Source organism: Bradyrhizobium sp. WSM2254 (assembly GCF_000472645.1).
In the GTDB taxonomy this organism is placed as follows: Bacteria; Pseudomonadota; Alphaproteobacteria; order Rhizobiales; family Xanthobacteraceae; genus Bradyrhizobium; species Bradyrhizobium niftali.
In genome coordinates this window covers 21,678-35,684 of record NZ_AXAB01000059.1, presented here as the reverse complement: position 1 = coordinate 35,684, position 14,007 = coordinate 21,678, and the positions used below count along the sequence as shown (strand labels likewise).

12 protein-coding genes are annotated in these 14,007 nt (G+C 66.1%); 10 read left to right on the top strand and 2 right to left on the bottom strand.

The window, feature by feature from the left end; genetic code table 11:
• The first annotated feature begins 541 nt into the window (after positions 1 to 541).
• From A3M7_RS0133890 to A3M7_RS50010, 10 genes are all read left to right on the top strand, one after another.
• Positions 542 to 2,881, top strand: coding sequence for a mechanosensitive ion channel domain-containing protein (locus tag A3M7_RS0133890; protein WP_027547888.1), 2,340 nt, complete (start codon positions 542 to 544; stop codon positions 2,879 to 2,881).
• Positions 2,882 to 2,983: 102 nt separating this feature from the next.
• Complete coding sequence (locus A3M7_RS0133885) at positions 2,984 to 3,982, top strand: tripartite tricarboxylate transporter substrate binding protein (protein WP_027547887.1); 999 nt, start codon at positions 2,984 to 2,986, stop codon at positions 3,980 to 3,982.
• Between the two features lie 386 nt (positions 3,983 to 4,368).
• The gene (locus A3M7_RS0133880; RefSeq protein WP_084302764.1) at positions 4,369 to 6,021 is read left to right on the top strand and encodes an NAD-dependent malic enzyme; all 1,653 of its coding nucleotides are present in this window, start codon (positions 4,369 to 4,371) and stop codon (positions 6,019 to 6,021) included.
• Positions 6,022 to 6,300: 279 nt separating this feature from the next.
• Complete coding sequence (locus A3M7_RS0133875) at positions 6,301 to 6,693, top strand: BlaI/MecI/CopY family transcriptional regulator (protein ID WP_027547885.1); 393 nt, start codon at positions 6,301 to 6,303, stop codon at positions 6,691 to 6,693.
• Positions 6,690 to 9,209, top strand: a complete 2,520-nt coding sequence (locus tag A3M7_RS0133870; RefSeq protein ID WP_027547884.1) for a M56 family metallopeptidase — start codon at positions 6,690 to 6,692, stop codon at positions 9,207 to 9,209. The genes A3M7_RS0133875 and A3M7_RS0133870 overlap by 4 nt, the downstream gene beginning before the upstream one ends.
• Before the next feature lie 166 nt (positions 9,210 to 9,375).
• Positions 9,376 to 10,839, top strand: coding sequence for a DUF1800 family protein (locus A3M7_RS0133865; RefSeq protein WP_027547883.1), 1,464 nt, complete (start codon positions 9,376 to 9,378; stop codon positions 10,837 to 10,839).
• A gap of 2 nt (positions 10,840 to 10,841) precedes the next feature.
• Positions 10,842 to 12,092, top strand: a complete 1,251-nt coding sequence (locus tag A3M7_RS0133860) for a DUF1501 domain-containing protein (protein WP_027547882.1) — start codon at positions 10,842 to 10,844, stop codon at positions 12,090 to 12,092.
• A gap of 28 nt (positions 12,093 to 12,120) precedes the next feature.
• Positions 12,121 to 12,285, top strand: coding sequence for a hypothetical protein (locus A3M7_RS50015; RefSeq protein ID WP_198033863.1), 165 nt, complete (start codon positions 12,121 to 12,123; stop codon positions 12,283 to 12,285).
• A gap of 153 nt (positions 12,286 to 12,438) precedes the next feature.
• On the top strand, positions 12,439 to 12,963 hold the full coding sequence (locus A3M7_RS0133850) for a septal ring lytic transglycosylase RlpA family protein (protein WP_027547881.1): 525 nt from the start codon (positions 12,439 to 12,441) through the stop codon (positions 12,961 to 12,963).
• A gap of 103 nt (positions 12,964 to 13,066) precedes the next feature.
• Positions 13,067 to 13,222: a hypothetical protein gene (locus A3M7_RS50010; protein WP_198033862.1), complete on the top strand. Its 156-nt coding sequence runs from the start codon at positions 13,067 to 13,069 to the stop codon at positions 13,220 to 13,222.
• A gap of 72 nt (positions 13,223 to 13,294) precedes the next feature.
• Here A3M7_RS50010 and A3M7_RS50005 read toward each other — a convergent pair whose 3' ends face one another.
• Positions 13,295 to 13,600 (bottom strand): hypothetical protein, encoded by a 306-nt coding sequence (locus tag A3M7_RS50005; RefSeq protein ID WP_027547880.1) that lies wholly within the window; start codon positions 13,598 to 13,600, stop codon positions 13,295 to 13,297.
• A 115-nt stretch (positions 13,601 to 13,715) separates the two neighbouring features.
• Positions 13,716 to 13,988: a hypothetical protein gene (locus tag A3M7_RS0133835; RefSeq protein WP_027547879.1), complete on the bottom strand. Its 273-nt coding sequence runs from the start codon at positions 13,986 to 13,988 to the stop codon at positions 13,716 to 13,718.
• Positions 13,989 to 14,007 lie beyond the last annotated feature (19 nt).

Below are 14,007 nucleotides of genomic sequence, written 5' to 3'. Positions count from 1 at the left end.
AATACGCGACGCGCAACGTCCACATCATGAGCAAGGGGAGGTCTATGACACCACCTCCGCAGATCCAGCCGCGTTAAGTGCGATGGGGCTCGTTCGGACTATCGCATAGCGGCAAAAACCGCGAACGGCACGCCGGGTCAAGGTTTAGCGGGCTCCATCAGTGAGGCAAGGCCCCTACCTGCCCGGCGCTGTGCTTTGCACGCTCTCGCATACATCCAGTCGAGGTCGCGCGGAGCGAACAGCATCACACTTGATTTCTCCTCCTCCTCCTCCTCGCCGTCGTTCCGGAGCCGTTCCGGAATGACGGGAGAGGTTTTGGCGTGAGTGTAGTTGTATCGATGCACGGCCGCGAGCCGGCATTTCGCCGTGTCGGGAGCGGGTTTCTGTTTCTTGCATCGCGGCAAATGCCAAGAGAATGTCGCCTCCTTGGCCAACTTCCGACACAGCGGCGGGGCGAATAACAACCATCCGACATGACGCACGTGCTTCGGCGGTGACGGCCCCGTCGCCGCGGGCGCATTCATTTTTTCAAGGAATCCTCGTGTCGCATAAGCTTGCCTCGGCGCTCCTCGCAGCGCTCTTCCTCGCCATCTCGTCTCTCGCCGGCGCCCACGCCGAGCAGCGTGCGCCGGCGACCAATGGTGCGGCCACGCTGTCGCCGGACGAGGCCAGGCGCGCGCTGGAGACGCTGCAGGACGACCAGAAACGCGCTCAGATGATCGACACGCTACGCGCGATCGCGAATGTATCCGGTCAGCAGCAGCCTGCGTCGTCCGCGCCCGAACAGAAATCGCCGATCCCGCTTTCGGCCGACGGCCTCGGTGCGCAGCTCCTGCTCACGGTATCGGAGCAGATCGGCGAGATCTCGGGCGAGATCGCCAGCGTGGCGCGGACGCTCACACACTTCCCGGCCTTCTACTACTGGATCGTGCGAACCGCGAACGATCCCGCGGCCTACAATCTCCTGATCGAGATCGCCTGGAAGCTCGCGCTGGTGCTCGGCTGCGCCCTCTCCGCCGAATGGGTGATCTTTCGTCTGATCCGCCGTCCGGTCGCGTTCCTGGAAGGACGCGTGCCCCAGACCGCGCATCTGCCGGCGCACGCGACGCTCGTCGCCGATCCACCGTCATCGGTGGCCGATGTCACCCCGGCGCCCGAACTGCACAAGCGTCGCCACAGTCTGATGCGGATCTGGCAAGTCCTGCTGCGGTTGCCGTTCGTGCTGGGGCGCCTGGTGCTCGAATTGCTTCCCGTGTTCGTTTTCGTGGGCATTGCCACCGCGCTGCTCGGAACGGAGATCGGCGAGCCCACGACCGTCCGCCTCGTGATCCTCGCGGTCGGCAACGCCTATGCGTTCTCGCGCGGGCTCATCTGCGTGGTTCGCGCGCTGGTGGGGCCGTTCGGCCTGCTTCCGGTTCGGGCCGAGACCGCGGCCTATATCGAGATCTGGGCACGACGCATCGTCGGCGTCGGCGTCTCCGGCATCGCTTTCGCCAATGTGGCGCTGCTGCTCGGTCTGCATCGCGCCGGGTACGCCGCGCTGCTGCGCATGGTGATGCTGGTGGTGCATCTCTTCATCGTCGTCATCATCCTGCAATGCCGCCGCCAGGTCGCCGAGGCCATTCGCGCGCCCGCCGAGCGGCCGGGGATCGCGGCGCGCCTGCGCAACCGCATCGCCGGTGGCTGGCACTATCTCGCGATCGCGCTCGATCTTGCACTGTGGGCCGTGTGGGCGCTGAACATCCGCAACGGCTATGCGCTGCTGCTGCAGTATTTCGTCGGCACGATCGTGGTGGCGCTGATCACGCGCGTCGCCATCATGCTGACGCTGGGCCTGATCGACCGCGGCTTCCGCATCAAGCCGGAGATCCTCCAGCGCTTTCCGGGGCTGGAAATCCGGGCCAACCGCTATCTGCCGCTGCTGCGCAAGATCGTATCTGGCGTGATCGCCTTCATCGGCTTCGTGGCCGTGCTCGAAGTCTGGGGCGTGGACGCCATCGTCTGGTTCTATGGCGGCCAGATCGGCAGCCGGCTGATCTCGGCCGTGGCGACGATCGGCGTCGCCGTATTCGTCGCTGCGGCGATCTGGGAAATCAGCAACGCGCTGCTGGATCGCCAGATCAATGCGCTGTCCCGCGACGGGCACTACGCCCGCGCCGCGCGCCTGCGGACCTTCCAGCCGATGCTGCGCACCGCGCTGCTCTGCGTGATCGCCGCCGTCGTCGGCCTCACGGCGCTCAGTGAGATCGGCGTCAATGTCGCCCCGCTGCTGGCAGGCGCCGGCATCGTCGGCATCGCCATCGGTTTCGGTTCGCAAAAACTGGTGCAGGATCTCATCACCGGCCTGTTCCTGCTGCTGGAGAACACGGTGCAGGTGGGCGACAACGTCAGCGTGTCGGGGCTGTCAGGCGTCGTCGAGAACGTCTCGATCCGCACCATCCGCCTGCGCGCGGGCGACGGTGCCGTGCACATCGTGCCGTTCAGCGCGGTCACGACCATCACCAATGCCAGTCGCGGTGCCGGCAACGCCTCCGTCAGCGTCAACGTGGCCTACAAGGAGGACACCGACCGCGCCGGTCAGATCCTCAAGGACATCGTCGACGAGATGCGCCGCGAGGGTGACTTCCGCGCGCTGATCCGCGGCGACCTCGAGCTCTGGGGCGTCGACAAGGTCGATGGTGCGATGGTGTCGATCGTCGGCCAGATCCGCTGCACCGAGGCCGGCCGCTGGCCGGTCCAGCGCGAGTTCAACCGCCGCATGAAGCAGCGCTTCCAGCAGAACGGCATCGAGGTCGCGTCCGCGACCCAGACCATCCTGATGCAGATCGCGCCGCCGGCAGACAACGCGGCCACCCTGACCCCGCGGCGGGCGGCCGGATAGAGGCTCGACGAACTTCTCCCTTGCCTCCGCTTACGCGGCGGCGTTCACTCCGGCTTCAGCCCGCTGACAACATGCGGGCGGCAAAAAGGGTAGGGGAGAACGATGCGGGGGCTGTGGGGCGGACTACGCGGTCATCTGATCGTCATAGGCGTGTTGATCGGATGCGCGGCAGGGACCGCGCCGGCGGGCGCCCAGCCCTTTCCATCGCGCCCCATTACGCTCGTGGTGCCGTTTGCGGCGGGCGGGCCGACCGACACGCTGGCGCGAATCCTGTCCGAACGAATCGCTGCCGAGCTGCACACGACGGTGGTGGTCGAGAACGTCGCGGGCGCCTCCGGCAGCATCGCCGGCGCCCGCGTCGCGCGCGCAACCCCTGACGGCACGACGATCACCATCGGACATTGGGGCACGCATGTGCTCAATGGTGCGATCTTCAAGCTGCCCTACGACGTCATAGCCGATTTCGAGCCGGTCGCGACAATTGCGATGGGGACGCAGCTCATCGTCGGCCGGAAGTCGCTCGAGGCCAGCAGTCTGAAAGAGATGATCACGTGGCTGAAGGCCAACCCCGGCAAGGCCACCGCCGGGACGGCCGGCGCCGGCACCGGCGCCCATGTCGCCGGCGTTTTCTTCAAGGCGAAGACCGGGACCGACTTCCAGTTCGTGCCCTATCGCGGCGCGGGGCCCGCCATGATCGATCTCGTGGCCGGCCAGATCGACATCATGTTCGACCAGGCCTCGAACTCGCTGCCGCAATACAAGAATGGTGCGATCAAGGCGTTCGCCGTGACCTCGCCGACAAGGCTTGCATCCGCGCCTGATATTCCGACGGTCGACGAGGCGGGGCTGCCCGGCCTCTACATCTCCTACTGGCACGGCATCTGGGCACCGAAGAACACGCCGAAGGACATCGTCACAAGGCTCAACACGGCCATCGCCGCCGTGCTCGCTGATCCCTCGGTCAAGCAGCGCTTCGGCGAATTGGGGCAGGAGATTCCGCCGCCGGACCAGCAATCGCCTGCGGCGCTCGCCGCCTTCCAGAAGGCCGAGACCGAGAAATGGTGGCCGATCGTGAAGGCCGCCGATATCAAGCCTGAATAGTGCTGCAGCCGCATGACACTCCCTCATCCTGACAGATTGTGAGGCTTCTCGTCATTCCGGGGCGCGACGAAGTCGCGAGCTATGGTGCGCAATTGCGCACCTGAGAATCCATCGGGCCGCAGAGACGGCCGTGCAATGGATTCCGGGCTCGCGCTGACGCGCGCCCCGGAATGACGAGGGGAGAGAGGGGCCGCTCTCAATCCCTCACCATGAGGAACAGGAGCGTTGCGACGTTAACCCTTGCCTCGCGCGTGATCTGCGATCTGCACTAAAATTCTCGCTGCGGTGCGAGATCATCATCGACACATGAGTCCTATGTCCTTGATCTCTGGGGAGCGCTGGCCGACAATGACTACGGTTCAATAAGAAACTCCTTGGGGGAATTCGTGAATAGACCTGCCCGGGTCGCGGCCCAGTCGTCATCGTCCGATCAATCGCACGGCATGGCGCTGCTGCGCGATCCCTTGCTCAACAAGGGTACCGCCTTCACGGAGGCGGAGCGCGCGGCGCTCGGCCTGCGCGGCCTCTTGCCGCCTTGCGTGCTGACGATGGAGACGCAGGCCGATCGCGTGCTCACCAATCTGCGCACGCTGCCGACCGATCTCGAAAAATATGTCGCGCTGAATGCGCTGCATGACCGCAACGAGGCGCTGTTCTTCCGCGTCGTGGTCGACAATATCGACGAGATCCAGCCGATCATCTACACGCCGACGGTCGGGCTCGCCTGCCAGAAATACGGCCTGATCTTCCAGCGGCCGCGCGGCATGTTCATCTCCTCGCGCGATCGCGGCCAGATCGCGGAGATCCTGAAGAACTGGCCCTATCCGGCCAGGCTGATCGTCGTGACCGACGGCGAGCGCATCCTGGGCCTCGGCGATCTCGGCGCCAACGGCATGGGTATTCCGGTCGGCAAGCTCTCGCTCTATTCGGCCTGCGCCGGCGTGCATCCCGAGCACTGCCTGCCTGTTGTGCTCGACGTCGGCACCAACAATGAAGAGCTGCTCAAGGATCCCTATTACCTCGGTTTGCGCGAGCGCCGGCTCACGGGCGAGGCCTATGACAGCTTCGTCGACGAGTTCATGGTCGCCGCGCAAAAGACGTTCCCGGGCGTGCTGATCCAGTTCGAGGATTTCGCCAATCACGCGGCGTTCAAGCTGCTGCACAAATATCGCGACGAAGCCTGCGTCTTCAACGACGACATCCAGGGCACCGCGGCGGTGGCGCTTGCCGGCCTGTTCTCAGGTCTGCGCGTCTCCGGCGGCAAGCTGAAGGATCAGAAAATCCTGTTCCTCGGCGCGGGCGAGGCGGCGACCGGCATCGCCGATCTCGTGGTCTCCGCCATGATGGCCGAGGGCGCCACCGAGGCCGAGGCGCTCCGCCGCAACTGGCTGGTGGATTCCCGCGGCCTCGTCGTCAGCGGTCGGAATGGCCTGTCCGGTCACAAGCTCCGCTATGCGCATGCCGACCAGGCGCCGATCACCGACTTCCTCACCGCGATCAAGACGCTGAAGCCGACGGCGATCATCGGCGTCGCCGCGGTCGGCGGCGCCTTCACGCCCGACGTGCTCAAGGCGATGGCCGAACTCAACGAACATCCGATCGTGTTCGCGCTCTCCAATCCGACCTCGAAGGCCGAATGCTCGGCGGAGGATGCCTATCGCTACACCGATGGCCGCGCGCTGTTCGCCTGCGGCAGCCCGTATGATCCGGTGACGCTCAACGGCCGCACCTTCGTGCCGCGCCAGGGCAACAACTCCTACATCTTCCCCGGCGTCGGCCTCGGCGTCATCGCCACCCGCTCGCGTCTCGTCACCGACGAGATGTTCATGGCCGCCGCGCATTCGCTCGCCGATTGCGTCGGCAAGGATGACCTCGCGCAGGGCAGCCTCTATCCGGCGCTCCCCCGCATCCGCGAGGTCTCGGCCCGCATTGCCGCCGCGGTGGCAGACGTCGCCTATCAGCGCGGGCTCGCCGACGGCCCCGCGCCCAACGACGTGAAGGCCCTGGTCCAGTCGCAGATGTACGAGCCGAAGTACTGAATGCTTCCACGTCGTCATGGCCGGGCTTAGCCGTCCGAAGGACGGCGTCGCTTCCGCTCGCCTATGTCCCGGCCATCCACGCCTTACCGCGCGGGACGACGAACGTGGATGCCCGGGACAAGCCCGGGCATGACGGCCTCTCATGCTCTCGCCCAGCCTGGCCGCCGGTTAGGTCAGCCGCCGCCACCATTTCAGGTGGAATCGCCGTTGCGCGGCGCGGCCCTATATGCGACGCTCTGTAGCATTACAAGAAGAACTCAATCCGCAAGGTCAGATGCCATGGACGATCGTATGCCCGAACTGGGCGACCTCGAGCACGAGGTCATGCAATTGGTTTGGGCCCATGGTCCCGTTACGGCCGAGGTCGTGCGCGAGCGGCTGTCGCGGCGTCTGAAGGAATCCACCGTCCGCACGGTGCTGCGCCGGCTCGAGGAAAAGGGCTATGCTCACCACACCGTGGACGGACGCACCTATGTCTACCACGCGGCCGAAGAGCGCTCGCGGGTTGCCGCCAAGGCGGTGCAGCGCATCGTCGACTGGTTCTGCAATGGCTCGATGGAAGAGGTCCTCGTCGGCATGGTGGACAATGCGATGCTCGACCAGCAGCAATTGCGCACGCTGGCCGACCAGGTGGCCAAGGCGAAGAAGGCGAGGGGAGTGAAGAAAGAATGATCGCAACTCTGGCTGAGGCGGCGCTGCGCTCCTTCGTGCTGGGAGGCGTCGTCTGGTTCGGTCTCAACCTGTTTCGCGTGCGCAATCCGCACGTCCACATGACGGCGTGGGTCGTCGTGCTGCTGGCCTCGCTCGCGATGCCATTCGTGATGCATTGGCCGACGCTCACCATCGACCGGCTGCCCTTGTCCGTGCCGGTGCCGGACGAATTGTGGCCGGCCGACATGTCGATGCTGGAGACGCCGCAGCCGGCGTTGCCGATTGCGCACGGTGCGGCCATTGCGCCGCCGGTGAAAAGCGTTGCGTCGATAGACTGGCGGCTGGCAGCCACGGTGGTCTATGCCGGCGTCGCCAGCCTGTTGCTGCTGCGGCTCGCGATCGGCCTCGGCCTGACCTGGCGCCTGGCGCGCGCGGCGAAGCCGGTGAAGGGTGTGCACCTGATCGACGCCGACGTGCGCGTTAGCCGCGACGTCGGCGGCCCCGTGACGTTCGGCTCGACCATTCTGGTGCCGCCGCAATTTGCCGGCTGGGATGCGAAGAAGCGCCTCGCGGTGCTCGCCCATGAGGGCGCGCATGTCGCCAACCGCGATTTCTACGTCCTCCTGCTCGCGTCCCTCAACCGCGCGGTGTTCTGGTTCAGCCCGTTCTCGTGGTGGCAGCTTGCGCGCCTTGCCGAGCTTGCCGAGATCATCAGCGATGCCCAGGCGATCGCGGTGATCGACGACCGGCTGTCCTATGCCGAAATCCTGCTTGATGTCGCAACCGGCGTGAAGCCGCGGCCGATGGAGCTCGCGATGGCGCGGGCCTCCACCGTGCGCGCCCGCATCGAGCGCATCATCGCGGCTGCCGCGATGCCTGTCGCGGTCGGCTGGCGCAAGCGGCTGTGGATCGCGGCCGCGATCGTTCCGGTCGTGATCGTGTCCGCCGGCATGATCGCCTATCGCACGCCGGATCCCGCGCCCGTCGCGGCGGGTCTCGGCGACGTGCCGGCCCAGCATTACCGCCCGTTCGTCAATTTCTACGCGATGGGCCCGGCCTCGGTGTTCGCGATCTTCCGCGAGGGCGACGAACTCTATGGCCAGCTCACCGGGCAGCGCAAACTGCGCCTGGCGGTGGGCAATGACGGCACCGCCTCCTACGCCGCCTCGTCCGGCGAGATCACGTTTCCGCTCGACGCGGAGCGCCGCTCCGCGGAGCTGATGCTGCGCATGAACGGCCGCGACATTCGCGCAACTCGCGTCGCCGAGGTGCCGACGGCGGCCACCGATTCCGTATCGCTCGACCAATATGTCGGCTGGTACAGGGTCGCGCCGAACCGCGTGCTCACCGTGCGCCGCGACGGGGATCGGCTCCAGGCGCAGGAAACCGTGAAGGGCCGGGCGGCGCTCCTCGCCGAAGGTGCCGACGTCTTCTCGATCCATGGCGACAATCTCCTGGTCTTCCTGCGCGACGACCAGGCCAAGGTCTCGCGCGTGCTGGTCCAGGACGCGGTGTTCGGCGCCCGTCTCGCGCCGCGGATCGACGCGGCTGTGGCGCAGGCGATCGAGGCCGACTTCGCGCGCCGTGTCACCGAAGTGCCGGATCGCTTCCGCGAGCAGGTCCCGGTCGCCGGCGGCAAGGAGATGATCCTGCGCGGGATCGAAGATCTGCGCCATGGCACGCCGAATTACGATCGGATGAGCGCGCCGCTCGCCGCCAAGGTCCACCGTCAGGTCGACGAATTGCACGCGACGTTCGTCGCTCTCGGCCCGGTGGAGTCGCTGTTCTTCCGCGGCGTCGGGCCTGGCGGCTACGACATCTATGGCGCCAAGTTCGAGAACGGCACGGCGGAATTCCGCCTGCTGCTCGAGCCCGACGGCAAGGCCGGCGACGTCATCTTCCGCGCCGACGGCAATGACGAGCTCGGGGGCATCGTGCCTTGCGCGGAGGAAGCGAATGTGCGCGGCCACGCCGGCACTTCGCCGATCCGGATCATGGTCTACAACGAGATGGGCGACGACATTCAGGTCTTCAATCTCGATGCGAACGGCGAGCGCAAGGCGCAGAGCTTCGTCGGGTCAGACATGACCTGGGTCGCGCTGACCACCGTGAACAATCCGTGGGTCATTGCCGACAAGTCGGGAAAATGCATGGAGATCCTGGTGCCGGGGCGGCAGACGCGTTACCACAATGTCGAGGCCGCGAACGTCGGGGCCCGGCCGGGGCGCGCCGCGCGTCGCGCCGTTCCGATCGCCAATAGCGAGGCGATGCTGCGGCAATATCTCGACGGCATCGGCAAGGGACAGCCGGACTACGACCATATGACGACCGAGGTCGCCAACATCGCGCGCCAGCAGCTTCCGTTCGACCAGGCGATCCTGGCGCGCCTCGGTGCCTTGCGCGCGATCTCGTTCCGCGGCGTCACCGCGCTCGACAGCGACATCTACATCGCCCAGTTCGCGAACGGCTCGGCGGAGTGGCGCATCGGCGTCAGGAACGGCACGATCACCAAGATCGCGCTCGGGCCCAGCTTCTAGGATTGTTGGAGCCGCCCGTCCGTCAGACCGGCGGCTCCCGAGTTCTTGATGGCAGTGCCTCAATCTCCGCTTGTCGGCCGGCATCGCCAATGCTACGTTCCGTAGCATTACGGATCGTAGCCTAGCAAGGTGCCACCGGCTGGCGCGAAAGAATTGGGCGTTCGCCATGAGCAATTCCGCAAAGGCCGGTTCTGTGCTCGCGCTTCATCGCTTCGGGATGGGGCCGCGACCGGGATCGATCGCCGCCGTCGGCACCGACCCGCGCGGCGCGCTGATCGCCGAACTCGACAGGCCGCTGCTGCTGACCGCCGCGGCCGCGCTTCCCAGCAGCGCAAAGGCGTACCGCACCGTGGCCGACGCCAATGCGCGGCGCACGGCCCGCGCCAAACAGGCGCAGCAGCAGGCGAAGAAGCAGCAGATGGCTGCGACGCCCCTCATGTCCGAAGATCAGACGCAAGGACAGGCACAGGGACAGAGTGCCGACAAGGACGCCGCCGAGATGGCGGCCAAACAAGCGGCCGAGGCCATTCCCGATCCCGGGCGTCCGATCTATTTGCAGGAAGCCATGCTGCGCACCGAGGCTGCGCTCGCAGCCGACATCGGCTTCGCCGAGCGGCTGGTGTGGTTCTGGTCCAACCATTTCTGCGTTTCGGCCAACAAGATCCAGAGCATGTCCGGCGCCTATGAGCGCGAAGCCGTTCGCGCCAACACGCTCGGCCGCTTCGTCGATCTCCTGCTGGCCGTCGAGGGGCATCCGGCGATGCTGTTCTATCTCGACAATCTCGCCTCGATGGGCGCGAACTCGACCGCCGGCATCAACCGCAGCCGCGGCCTCAACGAGAACATCGCCCGAGAGATCATGGAGCTGCACACGCTAGGTGTGCGCACCGGCTATACCCAGGACGACGTGATCAGCTTTGCCAATGTCATGACGGGATGGACGCTCGTTCCGCCCGGCGACAATCCCGAGCACGGCGGCGAGTTCACCTTCAATCCGCGGCTGCACGAGCCCGGCGGACAGACAGTGCTCGGCAAGCGCTATGAGCAGGAGGATGCCGAGCAGGGCCGCGCCGTGCTGCGCGATCTCGCCGCGCATCCGGCGACGGCGACCCATGTCGCAACGAAGCTCGCGCGCCATTTCGTCGCCGACGAGCCGCCGCCGGCGCTGGTCGCGCAGATGGCGAAGGCCTTTCGCGACACCGAGGGCGATCTCAAGCAGGTCGCGATCGCCATGGTGTCGTCGGACGAGGCCTGGCGCGGGCCGCCGTTAAAACTGAAGCGTCCCGGCGAATGGGTGGTCGGCATGGTCCGCGCAACCGGCATCACGAGCGTCGATCCTGTCCGCTACACCGGCGGCCAGGAACTTCTCGGCGAGGCGCTGTGGCGCCCGCCGGCGCCGAAAGGCTATCCGGACGACGAGGCGAGCTGGATCGACGGGGTCGGCCGACGGCTCGACGTCGCCAATTATTTTGCCGAACGCGTCACCGGCACGGCCGATCCGCAAGTCATCATCGAAGACGTCTTCGGATCCGAGATCGCGCCCGAGGTGAAGCAGGCGGTCGGCCGCGCCGAAAGCCGGCAGCAGGCGCTCGCGCTGCTGTTCATGTCGGCGGATTTCCAGAGGAGGTGACCATGGGCTCGGACAATCATTTGCCCACGCGGCGCGAGCTTCTGATCGGCTCCGGTACCCTGTTCGCCTGGAGTCAGATGCCGCGGATCGCGCGCGCCGAAGGGCGCGATCCACGCCTGCTCGTCATCGTCCTGCGCGGCGCACTCGATGGTCTCGGTGCGGTCGCGCCGGTCGGCGATCCCGACTGGATCTCCTTGTGCGGCGATCGTGCGCTGGTGCTGGATGGCAAGCCGCCGGCGCTGCCGCTCGATGCCTTCTTCGCGCTCAATCCGGCGATGCCGAACCTGCACAGGCTCTACAAGAGCGGCAAGGCCTCGATCGTCCACGCCACTGCGACGCCCTATCGCGAGCGTTCGCATTTCGACGGCCAGGACGTGCTCGAGAGCGGGTTCACCAGACCCGGCGTGACCGCATCGGGATGGCTCAACCGCGCGCTGGTCGCACTGGAATCCGGCGGGCGCGTCGATCCGCGCGGCAGTCGCGCGCTCGGCATCGGCTCGGTGACGCCGCTGGTGGTGCGCGGCTCCGCACCGGTCATGACATGGGTGCCGCAGAAACTGTTGCCGGCAAGCCAGGACACGCAGAATCGCCTGCTCGATCTCTACCAGCACACCGACCCGAAGCTTGCGAGCGTGCTTCAGGCGCGCATGAAGCTCGCCTCGCTCGACGGAGCGGTGGGGACCGGCGATCCGATGTCGGACGATCCGACGCTGGCGCCTCCCGGCATCGCACGTGTGCGCGCCTATTTCGCCGAAGCGGCCGGCACCGCCGCGCGCTATCTTGCAAAGCCCGACGGCCCGCGCGTCGGCGCCATGGGCTTCGTCGGATGGGACACGCACATCGCCGAAGGCGCGGCCTCGGGCCAGCTCTACAATCTGCTCGGTGCGCTCGACGGCGCCTTCGCCGCGATCGAGACCAACACGGGCGAAGCCTGGGGCGAGACAGTGGTCGCCGTCGTCACCGAGTTCGGCCGCACCGCGCGCATCAACGGCACGCAGGGCACCGACCACGGCACGGGCACGGTCGCCTTCCTCATCGGTGGCGGGCTCGCCGGTGGCCGCGTGATCGCGGACTGGCCGGGCCTGAAGCCGGCGCAGCTGTTCGAGGACCGCGATCTCAAGCCGACCACCGACTTGCGCGCCGTGCTGAAGGGTCTGCTCAGGGATCATCTGCGCGTGGAGGAAAAGGTGCTCGCCGAGACGGTCTTCCCCGGCAGCGCCGACGTCAAACCGATGCCAGGCCTCGTCGGCTGACGGCGCCTCTCGAAACCGGATCGGGTTCATGGGCACACTGACACAACGGGAGCTCGACTTTCTCGCCAGCCTGAAAACCGGCTGGCGAAGGCTCTATCGGCTTGAGCTGGCGCGGCTGCTGAAGGGGGGCGCCGAGGCGAGCGATGCTCAACCGGAGGCGCGCCCGATGGTCTGGCGCATCGTATCAGGCTGATATTCGCTGATTTGTCCCGATTCAGGACACGCCAGTGTGGTGGAATCGTCACAGCCGGGTGCGAAAAAAACCTGGCCTCAGGCCCGCTTTTCTTCCGACAAGGTTCTGCCCTCATTGCCCGCCGAAACTTGAGGCCGTTCGGAGGGGCGTATCATGTCTCGCTTTGCACGTGCCGAAAGTGCCCGGATTTCCCCCGCAACCTCGTTCCGGCTGCTGCTCGCCATCGTTGCCGCGGCCTCGCTCGCGGCCTGCGCGCAATCTCCGGTCGGCCGCCAGAAGGCCGATCTCGCCGGCACCAGCCGGCAGGCCACGGCCGAGCGGCCGCACAGAGTGGCGGCGCTGTATCCACGGCCGACCAACCGGGCACGTCCGTCCGGTGATGCGGTGAGCAGCACGCGGACAGGCTCGCATGGCATTGCCAGTTTCTATTCGGATACGGAGACTGCGAGCGGCGAGAGGTTCGACAAGAACGAGCTGACCGCAGCCCATCCCAGCCTGCCGTTCGGCACGAAGCTGCGCGTCACCGATGTTTCCTCCGGCCGCTTCGTGACCGTCAGGGTCAACGATCGCGGACCCTACGTTCGCGGGCGCGTGGTCGACATCTCGCCGTCCGCGGCCGAGGCGCTCGGCATGGTGGACAAGGGCCTCGCCAATGTCAGGCTCGACGTCGTGCGGTAAGGGACGATTCGTTGCTGCAAGGCACGGCCACTTAACCGCCTGTTAGCCGCTTCTCACGCACCATGGATGCCCAACAATTCGGGGCTTTTGGGGAGGCGGACGCTTGAATACGATCCAGTATCTCGAAGATCAGGCCGCGCGTGCCGAGCGGCTCGCCAAACGGATCACGGATACGCTGACGATCGAAAGGCTCCTGGCCTTCGCCGACGAACGCCGCCGCGAGATCAAGGTCATCGCCGGCAGATATCGGCGCGCTTAATCCTCCACGAACGCTGCGAGAGCGGCGCTTGTTGCCTGCGCTTTGCAGCGCGTCGACGAGAACGATGCGCGGTCAGGTGTGGCTCTCGACGAAATCGCTGAGATAATCGGGAAGCGTGATGCGGTCGATATCACAGCGCGCCCGGATTTCGGCGGCGATCTCGGGCGAGATATCCTTCACCCAGTGCTCGAGCGTGTTGAACGAGATCACCTTGATCGGATCGTTGAAGCAGCCGGCGACGAGCTCATTGATCGTGACTTCGAGATCGTTCCGCTCGATGCGGATTTCAGTCGCCTCGTCGCGGCGGTCGATCACCACGAACAGGGTCTGGTCTGCGCCATAGGGCACGACCGGAGATGGCACGTCAGCTCTAAGCATCTTGGACACTCACGCCTTGGCTTCCGATCCCCGTTAACGGGAAAAACCGGAAGAAGGTTCCTATGGGTGTCGATGAAGCTTGTCGTGCATGTGCAGCTATGGCGTCTGCACGCCGTCAGAGAAATTCTCTCAAGCGCGAGAGCTCGATGATGTGCTCGGGCGAGAGGATATCCGTGACCAGCGGCGGCTGCGCCGCCGTGCGAATCTCGTAGAGATGCCTGGTCGCTGCCGGCTTCTCCATGAACGCCGAGATGCATTCGTCGAGCGTGCCCTCGCTCACCTGGTAGGACTCGCGGTCCGGCCGGCGCTGGTTGGCAAGTGACGGCCATTTATACAGCGCGGCGCGGGCGCTGAAGTCGACCTTTGAATCCGTAACCACGTCCCCCATCGCCCGGCCTCACGCAAAA